At 38.3% G+C, this 12,277-nt stretch carries 7 protein-coding genes and 3 pseudogenes; 2 read left to right on the top strand and 8 right to left on the bottom strand.

Annotation, left to right across the window (positions count from 1 at the left end; genetic code table 11):
* Positions 1–17 precede the first annotated feature (17 nt).
* Positions 18–158 (bottom strand): annotated as a pseudogene (locus tag QWZ07_RS00580) (L-threonine 3-dehydrogenase); the annotation flags it as partial.
* Between the two features lie 66 nt (positions 159–224).
* Between QWZ07_RS00580 and QWZ07_RS00575 the strand changes: the two are divergent.
* Positions 225–398, top strand: a complete 174-nt coding sequence (locus QWZ07_RS00575; protein ID WP_192853916.1) for a hypothetical protein — start codon at positions 225–227, stop codon at positions 396–398.
* Between the two features lie 60 nt (positions 399–458).
* Here the strand turns inward: QWZ07_RS00575 and QWZ07_RS00570 are convergent.
* The 5 genes and pseudogenes from QWZ07_RS00570 to QWZ07_RS00550 all read right to left on the bottom strand — a co-directional run.
* A pseudogene (locus QWZ07_RS00570) lies at positions 459–587 on the bottom strand (IS5/IS1182 family transposase); the annotation flags it as partial.
* Positions 588–911: 324 nt separating this feature from the next.
* Positions 912–1,946 (bottom strand): IS110 family RNA-guided transposase, encoded by a 1,035-nt coding sequence (locus tag QWZ07_RS00565; RefSeq protein ID WP_290253212.1) that lies wholly within the window; start codon positions 1,944–1,946, stop codon positions 912–914.
* A gap of 393 nt (positions 1,947–2,339) precedes the next feature.
* Positions 2,340–3,401, bottom strand: a complete 1,062-nt coding sequence (locus QWZ07_RS00560; RefSeq protein ID WP_192854276.1) for a hypothetical protein — start codon at positions 3,399–3,401, stop codon at positions 2,340–2,342.
* A gap of 113 nt (positions 3,402–3,514) precedes the next feature.
* A complete protein-coding gene (locus tag QWZ07_RS00555) occupies positions 3,515–4,750 on the bottom strand; it encodes an RHS repeat-associated core domain-containing protein (protein WP_192854277.1) in 1,236 nt (411 codons plus the stop codon).
* Positions 4,751–4,760: 10 nt separating this feature from the next.
* Positions 4,761–8,543, bottom strand: coding sequence for an RHS repeat domain-containing protein (locus tag QWZ07_RS00550; protein WP_192854278.1), 3,783 nt, complete (start codon positions 8,541–8,543; stop codon positions 4,761–4,763).
* 281 nt (positions 8,544–8,824) lie between these two features.
* Between QWZ07_RS00550 and QWZ07_RS00545 the strand changes: the two are divergent.
* Positions 8,825–9,975, top strand: a pseudogene (locus QWZ07_RS00545) (IS3 family transposase).
* 190 nt (positions 9,976–10,165) lie between these two features.
* Here the strand turns inward: QWZ07_RS00545 and QWZ07_RS00540 are convergent.
* On the bottom strand, positions 10,166–11,362 hold the full coding sequence (locus QWZ07_RS00540) for an EAL domain-containing response regulator (protein WP_192854279.1): 1,197 nt from the start codon (positions 11,360–11,362) through the stop codon (positions 10,166–10,168).
* Entirely contained in the window at positions 11,355–12,215 is an 861-nt protein-coding gene (locus QWZ07_RS00535) for a helix-turn-helix transcriptional regulator (protein WP_192854280.1), read from the bottom strand. Before QWZ07_RS00535 ends, QWZ07_RS00540 begins: the two co-directional genes overlap by 8 nt.
* Between the last annotated feature and the right edge of the window lie 62 nt (positions 12,216–12,277).

Below are 12,277 nucleotides of genomic sequence, written 5' to 3'. Positions count from 1 at the left end.
GTGTTTACTCCTTTAGCTTATTCCCAATCAAGGATTACTTTACCAGACATACCAGAGCGCATCATGTCGAAGCCTTTCTGGAAGTCATCCACTTTGTAGTGGTGAGTAATGATTGGTGTTAGATCTAGGCCAGACTGAATCAAAGAAGCCACTATATACAATTGAAAATTAAATCATTTAAGAACATAGTCTTACAAAAAATAAAAATTGACAATGGCGACAAAATGGCGACATATTTTGAGCTATCAGATAAAAATCAGGCCAACAATAAGCATCTTTTTAGCCTTAATTTCCAATCTAGATTTTTTGACCAAGCAAAAATTGCAAGAAGAGATGCCGTAGAACTGGAAAAAAATATCCGCCTTCTTAGAAGGCGGTTTTGCTTTATAACCCCCTAAAATGGGGCGTCCACGCTATCAGTTCTTCAATAACTGCAGTTGTTGTTCATACTCTATGTCCTGTTTATTTTGGTGTCGGACATATCGTCGAATGACTTCTTCATCAATCCAAAAAGTCAGAGAGCCACGGTTAATGAGTGATTGGTTGTATTGCTTCCAGTTGGTTGTTTTGTAGAGAGGTTTAGGCATAGGGCTACGAGAGAGAGTGGACGTAGCTGATCAGATCGTAGGTTCTTGCTTTAGTTCCATTAAATTACGCAACATATATGGACGCACCTCAGGATGCAATGGCTAATTGAAGGGTACGGTCGCTAACATATATCCGACGTCTTTTTAGATCGATAATAGACCTGCGCCATGATGTAATCCGCCCCTTACTGTCTTTTCAAAGCCACGGTTTCAATAACCCTGTTGCGTCTCAGAGTGTAGTAAGGATGGTTCACCGTTTATTCATCAGCTATTGCAAACTCAGTTGCTTCTTAAGGGAATTCCCCTTGAACTTACTATTTTTAATCAAACAGGCTTAAAGGCCTGATTAATATCGTATTCACTATTTTTCGCCAAGATGTGCCTTGCTACCCGCCCTAGTTTGTTTGCAAGAGCGACAATCGCTTTTGCTTTGCCTCGGCGTGCAATGAGTCCTCTTAACCATGCTCCCATAGCATCCGATTTTTTAGCTCCGCACCGAACCACTGCGCGAGCACCGTGAATAAGTAATGTTCTTAATTCACGATTGCCATTTTTCGATAGAGAGCCAAGAGTACTTTTTCCGCCTGTACTATTTTGTTTAGGAACCAGCCCACACCATGCAGAGAACTGACGACCATTTTGGAATTGGTTTCCAGCTCCTACTTCACTAATCAGTGCTGCTGTCAAAATCGGTCCAAAACCAGGAATATTCCGAATAGCCTCATACCTTGGATTTTGCTGACTCAATATGGTGACACTTTGAGTCATATCATCTATCTCTTCGCTCAGGCTGATAAAGTCATAGTATAAAGTTTGCAGTAAGTTCCTAATTACTGGAGAAAGCTCATTCTCTGCATCTTCAAGAGCTAGCGGTAAATGACACCGTAAAGCTTTAATGGAAATAGGAAATACAACACCGTACTCAGCAGCCAATCCCCTGATCTGGTTCGCCAAGGCAGTTCTGTTCTCCACCAAACGTTTACGGACACTGCGTATCGCTTTGAGGTCTTGTTGCTCAACAGATTTAACAGGAACGAAATAAATGTCAGGTCTAGAAAAGGCTTCGCAAATAGCTCTTGCATCATTGGCGTCGTTCTTTTGCCGACCAACAAATGGTTTTACGTGCTGAGCTGGAATAAGCGCTACTTTATATCCCAGCTCTTGAAATATTCTGCCCCAATGATGAGAAGTTGCACATGATTCCATTGCAAGAGCAGTTTGCTCTGGTAGTTGGCGGATAGTATCAAGAAGCCTATCTCGCTTTATCTTTCTGTTTGACAAAATTTGTCCATCAGTACTCAACACACATACTTGGAAGAGATTTTTTGCTATATCGATACCGACAACTTTAATAGACATACTTGTTACTCCTGTTCTCACTGGTTGTACTATTAGTTTGGTACAACGACGCTAGAAGGGAGGTGCGTCCATCACATCAAAGCCGCTTTTATCATCGCGTAAGCACAGGATAGATTGCCTTCATTAATCCACAACTAAAATTGAGGTTATTTCCAGAGGCAATAAACCAATGGTTGACTCACTTACTAACTCAGTAACCTTCAAATTCCTTACCTTAAAAAAACCGTTCACTCTTAAGTGAACGGTATTAATCGTTATTAAATACTAATTACAAAAACAGCTTTACCATATAACACTTAGTTAAAATATTTATCCTTTATTACATTAGGCGTAATCAATAATAAACTCATAACTAGTCGGGCAACAAATCTATAGTGAAAATATCCAACTAACCTACATATCAGCAATACAAATCTTACCGATGAAAGAACTACCATCATCATCACAATCAAAGAATTTTATAGTACTTTCATTACCATACTCATCAAAAAATGTAACAGAATTAGTGATTAATTCGCCACCGAGTCCATAAGTAGGATAGTTTATACCAAGGGTCGCGAGTTGGCGATAAATATGAATTCCGGCCCCTTCAGCATCAATATATTTAAACTTATAGCCTTTATCAACTAAATTATGGGCAAGATAATGTACTTTGGGCTCCCCCGCAATAAGATAACTATTAGAAATATAAGTAAAACTCCCAACTCGATCTTTTTCCTTTCCTTTATTATAGTTAACTATCTTTGGTAACTCATGTTTTAATTCTAAAGTTGCTGTAGATTTACCTTCAAATGACAAATCACCATCATCATCTAAAACCATAAAGTTACCAACTTTAGTATCTTCCGTACTCCACTTTATATCCTTAAAATCATCGGCTTTCCATACTAACGGCCTGTAAGTCTTTACATTAATTGAATAATCGTCCGTCTGTTCAGAACAAGTATCGTCAGTCTCACCTGACGTCAAAGTTATTTCAACACAAATATCTATATCCAAGCCGGGTTCATCATTACTAACTCGAATATATCGTTCAATAAACCTCTCTTTACTGTTTTTAACCAAACTCAACAAATCAATATTATCTTTTCTTTCTATTGATTGGGAATATAAACCAGGTTTATAGCCATTCTTCTCTCTATCAACAGTAATACCAAAACTACTCAAAGGGAGACGAGTTCTCGACTCAAGCAGACGAAAAGATTCAACTTCATTTCCTTCCGCTATATCATAAAAAATAATCGCTCGAACCTGAGCTCGATTATTAGCATAAACTTTTCCTTCTTGAGTGATAATAGACAAACTATTTATAGCAATATCTGGAGGCACTGGCGGACCAGAGTTAGTTCCCGTTTCCCAGTGCCAATCACCGTTTGATGGTAAAGAAATAGCAAAAGCATTCGGTAACACGAATGTTGACAACAAAAAAGCAGATATTAATCTTATATTTTTCATAGGTAACCCTTATTTATTAATCACGACTTATTTAAATTATTTCACTTTATAAAACTAATTAATTAGTAGTCATCGTAAACCTCCCCACTATCTAAACATGCCCTTTATCACGTTTAGTCTGAACCTATAAGAAGCCCATCACCAATAGTCTTACCAACAAAGCGGGAGTAAAAACCTTGTCTTTGATTAATACCTTGTTGTAATGCATTAATTACTTGAGGTGAATGGGCTGCAGAATTCGACACAAAAACGGATGAAGATTGGGTAACCTCTGAAGTACTTGAGGTACTGTTCACCTGTGTTTGAGCAATAATTTGATCGGTAATTGACCAAGGGTCTTTAGAAACAGACAAGCCTCGTTTTGCCCAATCCACTCTCATATCAAATTTTTTGTCCGACTTAATCCAACTCTGTTTTGTTTTACCAAACGATTTTCCGGTGAATGACGTCACTAACTTAGGGTTCCAATTATCCACCGTTTTAATGATCCCTTTAGAAACTCCACCACCAAATTTAATGATTGAACCCCATAATTTCAGCTTTTTATCATCTTGTACCGTCGCGGCCATTACCATTGAGGCGCCTACGACGCCAACCATGTCGGCTGATAGACCCGCAAATTTGATGGCTGGAGCTTGGGATATTTGACCCAATATATTTTTATTAGAAAAGCCTGTAATTTTAATAAACGTCTTTGATCCCCATGCTTTATGCGCAAAGGACATTCCGCTCCCTGCTTTGATCGTTGAGGCAACGCCTTTCAGTCCTCCAGCAACGGCTCCCGCTAAACCAAAAGCCGCCGACGCAATTTTTAGCCCCTTCGTTGCTGGGTTTGAACTATCATCAATACCAGCGACCGTCATATCAAGGACGCCACTTACGGCACCTGCAACACCTCCTATTACGCCTAACGCAATGGCAAGGGTTGCTCCTCCTGTGACCACTGCGGAAACCGCAACGGCAACCCCTACAATAAAACTGAATAACCCAAAGAAAAAACCTCTAAAATTAAATTCTCCCGTAGGATCAAATTGATTAATTGGATCATTAACACAATAACTATATCCATTAATCCCCCCCTTCCCATGAGGCGACTCTAAATTATCAAATTGCAAAAAACTCTGTGAGAGTGGATCATATACACGATAGCCATTGCCTGTATGGTAAAGTCCTATATGAGTCTCCAAACGGTGTCCATGATAGCCAAATTGTCCTAAATCAATAGATAAAGGGAGCACTTTGTCAAACACCATAGCATTCACAGGAAACGCTTTGTATGACCACAATGTCACCCCACTAACACAAGCTGTTTGTTTTAAAAAATCACGTCGAGATAAATTATTCAACATTGAATTATCCTCATCCAAAAGGTAGATATGATGAGCTAGTATCAGTTACCTGCTCGCTAGTAGACCCTAAGTTACTGTTCGTTCCGTCAAGGTAGCTATAACTTGCTTTAGTACCTTTCAAATCAGTACTAATGGTCAGTGCGTTACCACTGTGCGCCCCTGAGAAAGCCATTGATTCATTGGCCCTCATGATTGCAACTAGCTCATCATGGTGATAATAAAGTTGGGCAATATTCCCTAATGCATCAACGGAAACACTTTGCATTCCAATCGCATCGTAGTGGTACGTGCGTATTACTTTTTCTTGAGCATCTCGTATCTCAGACAACTGGCCATAATTGTTATAGCCGAGTTGATAGTCTCTCTGCGATAAATTCACTCGATTACCAAGTGCATCGTATTCAAAAGATTGGTTGGAAAAATCCCTATGAGTATTGTAAATATTGAGTAATCGAGTCGGCATGTCAGTATCGAATATTCGGCTTTCAGTGTTCACAATCCCATTTTGATATTGTGTGACCAAATCCGTAATATTGTCGAAATGGTCATAATAAAACTGCTGCTTTACGATCTCTCTTCCCATGACATCTTTCGGCGGGTTCACTCCTGCGCTGACAAACTCAGTAATTCGACCAAGTTGATCATAATCAAACGTTTCTGTTTGAACAGCTCCATTAATTGTGGTTTTTCGCTCGATAATCCGCATAGACTGGTCATAGGAAAGATCCATTTTTAACGTCTCTTTTCCATTACGAACCCAACGACGACGACTTTCCATATCATTGACACCGTAATCCAAATACATCTCTACTTGGTCATTTCCATCCTCATAATGTTGCGAGACAAGCCGATCAAATTGGTCATAACTGAGATCAACGACGGCGGTTGCATCACGACTTCCAAAGACAAGTTGTTGAACACGGCCAAAGCCATCATAAGTGAGTGCTTTTGTGTTGCCGGTAAAATCACGCATAGACAACAAAAGTCCTTTTGCTGAATATGAAAACGTGGCGTTTTCTGTTGTCGCGCCTAAGCTCGTCACCGTTTTTTTACTTGGATTTCCAAATGCATCGTACTCATATTGACTGCTTGTCATCGATGCCGAATCACTCACAACTAACCCACGTTTGTTATAGCTAAAGCGTCGAGTTGAGGATGTATCATTACTGACTTCTTGCTTTGTAACCAGCCCAAGCACTGGGTGATAGGTGTACGTCGCTGAATGGCCATTTGGCAGAACAACGCTTTGATAACGATTTGAATCATCATAATCCTTGTACTGGTAACGTAAGCCATTGACGTGCCTTTCCGTCAGGCGCCCAAAGTCATCGTATTGATTACTAATAATGGTCGCGTGGGTATTTTCATTATCACCTAATAACCCCTCTCGAGTATGAAGCGTTAGGCTTTCTTCTTTGGTTCTTTTGTCATAGCTCATTCTATCGACAAATGACTCTGAAGCGTTCTTACCCGCAAAACGAGTTGCTTTTTCTATCACGCGATCAAACGCATCGTATTTGAATTCAATCACTGAACCACGACTTGTTTCTGTACGAATTAAACGGTTTGTTAGGTCATACTGATAAGGGATTTGATAGAGAAGTTGGTCTGCTCGGTCAAAATATTGCTCTAAAATCGTATTACCCCACTCGTCTTGATGAGAAATAACGTACCCTTTCCCTTCGATGCCTTTAGTGTGAGTTCGAGATGCATAGTCAAATTGGTTTATTTCTACCGCTCCTGACGGGTAGATAGTACGATTAATATCGCCATATAAGTCGTATTCATAACGCGTTGTTAATTCGAGTGTTCTCGTATCAAGATTGTCGTATTGCGTTGTCGAGATTTTCTGGCCAAACGCATCATACTGATTGGTGTAAGCCATTGTGTTATTACTGCCAATTTTTGTCGCCATTGAAAGGACATGACCATTAGCACTGTAGGTCTGAACGGTTATTTCACCCTCAGAATCTTCGATACTTAAAACATAGTTGTCACTATCAATATGACTCTGGTACGTTTTTTCAGAATAAAGGCTGTTATCTTTTAATAAGCGTTCTTTATTTATTTGATTCAACTCATCGTAATTAACTTCGAGTTCTACGCCTTCTGGTTCTTTTTTATAAATAAGTTGGCTATCTAAAAAATCATAATGCTCGGTATTGGAATAATGTAATGATCCATTTTCCGTGAGCACTTGGTAAACAAGGTGATCCTGATTAAAATCATACGTGTAAGAATAACGCATCGGAGTCGCGCCAGACACCACTGAAGATTCTTCTCGTTTCTTTCCGTAAACTTCAATATTTTGGCGATTTTCATAAAACTGATAATTCGTTTTTTGCCCATTTATTTCTTCCATCTCAAGAACGTAAAAAGAATGATCATCTAATAAAGAAGGTAATGTCTTGTAGGTAAATTCTTTTTTATGTACTACATTTCTTCCTCTATCTAAAATACTTTGTGATAAGGGAATGTTTTTAAATTTATTCTGTGAACTTAGCTCATATTCACTAATTGTCGTTATTCCACGCTCATCAGTGTGTTCTATATTATTTCCCCATTGATCAAACTGATAAAATTCCAAACTTTTACTCGTTGAAGATGCATTAAAAAATGAAACGTCTTTCTTTTTTAAAAAAGTATATTGAGGAAGCTGATATTCAATACCAACAGCATTATTTGCATAATACTCATAATTTACTTCTTGGTATAACACCCCTTTTGAAAGATAACGTTCTTGTTCAACTAAGTGGTATTTGGTATATATTTTTTGGATTTCAATCTCATTATCGATAGTTTCTATTGCAGAGTATTTATAATCTTGGGCTGCTTTAAAAAGCGTATCTTCCCCTGCTATATAAGCTCTATCACTAGCAAATCCAAGATAATTTTTATCTGAATAAGTATAAGTATGTGTTCGAATAGGTAATGCACTTCCTTGAGATACAATCATCTTCGTAACTTGTGGCACATACTTAGTTGGTGCGCCATCAGGCATTAAAAAACCGCGTTCATAATACGTAACCTCTTCTGAATATCCTGCTGGATAGGTTGTTTTTAGCAATAAATCCATCCCTACTTCATTGAACCATGAATATTCAAATTGAAAATACAGTTCTTCTCTGTTGGGTAATGTCGCATACGCTAAACGTTTAAATTCACCACCGCTTTTTTTTCTAATTGTCGATGACTTAAGCAAAGAACTTTTGTTATATAAGGAAATTTTTGTCAGCCATTCATCTGACCATGTATCAATATTTATGCTTAATCCAAAACTATCTTCAACCTTATACAAGGTTCTTTGAAAATTATAATTTGTGTATAAAAACCGAAGCTGATGGCCTTTTGCACTGTATAATCGACTCAGAGTACCTTCCTTCCAGTCGATAAATTCGATCTCTCCAGAAGAATTAATAACCTTTATTTCACCTTGCTCTGTCCCTGGCGTAGAGACGTAGTAAATACGGACATCTTTTAATTTTCGGTATGGCGCTACATACTCATTCTCTGTTGAATCCCATTCAATTTTAAATGATTGACCATTTCTCAAACTCAATACTGAATTTACATTATCAAAAGAACTAAGTGGTAATGACCACCCTCGTCCAAAGCCAACATCCGTAAAATTATTTATATTATAACCAACAGTCAAATCAAAATAAGGACCATTAAGGCGGTTACCAATTATCGATAACAGTTTTATTTGAGCAGAATAACTTCCCGTTCTATTATCAACACCTGAGTTAATGAAGTCTGAAAAATTATAGGCATTGCTTGTCAAGTTTGTCATAAAATACCAACCTAGATTACATTTTTAAATCAGTTCACCTCAACATTTTCACTGTTAATCTTATTGCTATTCAACAAACTCTAACTGCGCAATGCGGTGTACTGCATACAGTCGCATTACAACCACTCACTTAACATGGCAATTAATTAAAACTTTTATCACAAGAGCCTATGATTGCTAATAATAATCCACTGCTAAGTACAGTGGTAGTAGCAAAATTGATCCGCACCAGAAGTTTTGGACACTGAGTTAAGTGAGTACAGTCACTAACGAGGTGAACAATGACAACTAAGAAAACACGAATCAAACACACTCCTGAATTTAAAGCTGAAGCGCTTAAGTTAGCAGAGAAAGTCGGTGTCGCTGCTGCTGCACGTCAGCTATCGTTATATGAATCTCAAATCTATGGATGGCGTAAAGCCGTCAAAAAGGACGCGAAAATCAGCGATCGAGAAAAAGAGCTCGCCACTGAAAATGCCAAACTCAAACGATTATTGGCTGAGCAAGCTGAAGAGCTAGATATCGTAAAAAAGGCCGCCACCTACTTCGCGAAGAATCTAAAGTAGATTGCTATGAGTTTATGATCGAACACCTGATGCAATATAGGATTGTCCGCATGGCTAAGGTGTTTAGGGTTTCTCGAAGTGGGTTTTATTATTGGATTGATAATCGCCATAAAGTCGCTCAACGCAACGAGCACCGCAAGCAGCTTGACAGCAAAGTTCGAGAAGCTTTTGATAATAACAAGGAACGCGATGGTGCAAGGCGTATTCAAAAAGAACTTGAAGAAAATGGAAATAAACATGATGTTAAACCATTGCCGCAAGCATGAAGCGCCAGAGCTTAGTTGCGAAAGCCGCCCGTAAGTTCAAATGTACGGCAGACAGTAAGCATAGACTTCCTGTTGCCCCGAATTTGCTTGAGCAAGACTTTAATGCGACAGCACCGAACCAAAAGTGGGCTGGAGATATTACCTATCTAGCGACAATCGAAGGTTGGATGTATTTAGCTGTTGTTATCGACTTGTACTCACGGCAAGTAGTTGGTTGGTCAATGAACACCAGAATGACCGCGACTTTGGTCTGTGATGCGCTATCAATGGCATTCTTCCGTAGAGGCATGCCCGAAGGGGTGATTATCCATAGTGATAGAGACAGTCAATATTGTTCAAAAGACTACAGAGACTTAATCTCAGCCCATAACCTAAAACAAAGTATGAGTAGGAAGGGAAATTGCTGGGATAACGCCTGTGTTGAAAGCTTTTTCAACTCAATGAAAGTAGAAGCCATCCAATACGAGCCGATAATGACGCGAGAAGAGATGCGCCAAGCGCTTTTTGAATATATCGAAGTTGATATATAATCGAACAAGAAGGCACAGTGCTCTTGGGTATCTAAGCCCAGTTAACTTTGAAAAACAATATGTCGCTTAATGCCGTGTCCAGTCTAACTGGAGCAGATCAGAAAAGGTTCAACTAATTTAGGTAACAACACCTTAAGTTACCCACATTGCAAATAAGGTGTATGAAAAAAGCCAGCAACTTGCATTACTGGCTTACTAAAAATTGTCAACATATTTTAGGATGAGATACTCTCGTGTTTCCTAGTCGAGGGTTATCAAGTTTATTTTAGAAAATCGTGCCCGACATGGGCTAACTCTTTTTGCTCTGAAAAAATCTCAACCACAATTTCTGGTAGTAATGGAGCCCCATGAAGAAAACCTTGCTGGTTAAAGCCGCCTAGAGCTTCCAGAAAAGCACAGGTGTCTTTGTTTTCAACACCCTCATAGATAATACGCGCGTTTTTAACCGAAATGAGCTTCTTAACTTCGTCGATCTTCTGCATATAATCAATGTTGTGGCAAAGTCCCCATGTAATAGTTTTATCTATCTTTATCTCACTAATAGGCAATTTGACAATACGTTCAATATTCGATGCTTCCATCCCAAAGTCATCTATAGAGATCTCAAAACCTTTCAACCTAAGTCGTAAAATATTTGCCAACAATTCCTTTTCAATATTGCCTGAAAGGGCCTTTTCAGTCAGCTCTAAAACGATGGTATGCTCAATACCCTGCTGATAGATATCAAGTAGGGTATCGACCACAGATTCGTCAATCAACAAATTAGGATCGATATTAATCGAGAACCTCAACGATTGATCCAGTTCACTGAAATGAAGGTGATAATCCTGAATGAATTTATTTATCACGATATTGGTAAAAATCTTTTGCTTTCCTAGCTCTTCAATTACTGGCAAAAAATAGCTCGGTGGAAGTAAGGTCCCTTTTTTATCAGACCATCGAGACAACACTTCAAACCCCGAAATAACATTTATATCCGAAACAACTTGCGGCTGATAAACTAGGTTTATGGGAAAGTCGTCATCGACGATTGTCGCACGATGACCAAAGCCATGACCGCCTTTAGTTATGGTTTCAACTTCAAGTGTTTTATCAACCAACTCACTTATTTGGTTAGCCCAAATAGGCTTTTCTAGTGAAGCGACAACGTTTAACTCATAGAGTTTTCCAAGCATACTCACTGAGCTAACAATGGACTTATCCAAACCGGAAGTAATGATTATTTTAGACTCAATATTTTGTTGAGACATCATACTCAAGAGTTCAAATCCATCGCCATTGGGCATCATGATGTCCATAATAACCAAATCAAATGATGCGTTTTGCATTTTTCTCATTGCATCGAACGCATTTTCCGCAAACTGTATGGATGTTTGTTTATTAGATAAAGAGATCGCATTTTTAATAACTTCTCTTGATAGTTCAACATCGTCAACAATCAAAACTGTGTTATTCATCCGCTTCACCTCTATAGTTGGCAATAATATTCATCCAAGAGCGTTGTGATTTCATTGTCTTTGAATCCAAGTTCATGACCTTCATTGATCTATCGTTACTTCTTACACTTCGATACTCACTGCCCAATGAAAAGAACAGATCGAAAATCCTCTTGTTTTTCAGTAGTATATAAAGCTCTTTGTCGGGGTTTAAACTTTGAAGATACTTGTACGCCTCTCTGCCCATTGTATCTGTAAATGACGAATAATGAGTACAGTTAAAAGTAACAACTAAATGTACTCTATCTTCTTTAGATAGTAAGACTTGCTCAAAAAAATCTGCTGCAAGTTTATAGTTAGCACTTAATAAGTGTCCGATCAATTGCCCATTAACCGTGACGAGCGTTAACTCTCCAGAATATTGATTTATTATTTTTTCAATAATTGCCTTTCGACTCAGACCTAAATCTTCTAAGTTACTGAGTAGAACGTTATCTTCATATTCAAAGATTACATCAATTAATTTTGTTATTTTCCCAAGAAAAAATGAATTATTTGAGTTGATCGTCGTAATTTGCGTTTGAACGTGCATGTTCATGTCAATATAACCGTTGATATTAAATTTATTCGTTAACCCTGTGAGAACTGTTTGTGAGTCGTTTGCTTCCCAAACATCAAATATGTTGACTCCCACGAGATCCAGTAATTCGTTTTGACGCTTCAAGTGGGGAGTTGTTACTCCCCTTTCCCAGCGGCTTAGAGTCACAACATCTAGATTATTAAAGTTAGAGTTACTTTTTTGAATCGCATCAACAAAACCAGTTTGTGACAAACCATTGTTAACACGAAACGTGCGGATAATACTTCCAAACATAGTTTTTCTTTCTTATTCGTTATTGTGATTTAGCTTATTTTTGATTAAATATGACCAAAAGC

Source organism: Vibrio lentus, assembly GCF_030409755.1.
GTDB classification, from domain to species: domain Bacteria; phylum Pseudomonadota; class Gammaproteobacteria; order Enterobacterales; family Vibrionaceae; genus Vibrio; species Vibrio lentus.
Note: the sequence above shows the minus strand (reverse complement) of the source record. Positions and strands in the feature narration are given on the sequence as shown.

What these genes read in the sequence shown, in the direction of transcription:
- QWZ07_RS00535 (WP_192854280.1), bottom strand. Translation starts at nt 12,215, where the DNA reads ATGTTTGGAAGTATTATCCGCACGTTTCGTGTTAACAATGGTTTGTCA.
- QWZ07_RS00575 (WP_192853916.1), top strand. Translation starts at nt 225, where the DNA reads ATGGCGACATATTTTGAGCTATCAGATAAAAATCAGGCCAACAATAAG.
- QWZ07_RS00560 (WP_192854276.1), bottom strand. Translation starts at nt 3,401, where the DNA reads ATGAAAAATATAAGATTAATATCTGCTTTTTTGTTGTCAACATTCGTG.
- QWZ07_RS00555 (WP_192854277.1), bottom strand. Translation starts at nt 4,750, where the DNA reads ATGTTGAATAATTTATCTCGACGTGATTTTTTAAAACAAACAGCTTGT.
- QWZ07_RS00550 (WP_192854278.1), bottom strand. Translation starts at nt 8,543, where the DNA reads ATGACAAACTTGACAAGCAATGCCTATAATTTTTCAGACTTCATTAAC.
- QWZ07_RS00565 (WP_290253212.1), bottom strand. Translation starts at nt 1,946, where the DNA reads ATGTCTATTAAAGTTGTCGGTATCGATATAGCAAAAAATCTCTTCCAA.
- QWZ07_RS00540 (WP_192854279.1), bottom strand. Translation starts at nt 11,362, where the DNA reads ATGAATAACACAGTTTTGATTGTTGACGATGTTGAACTATCAAGAGAA.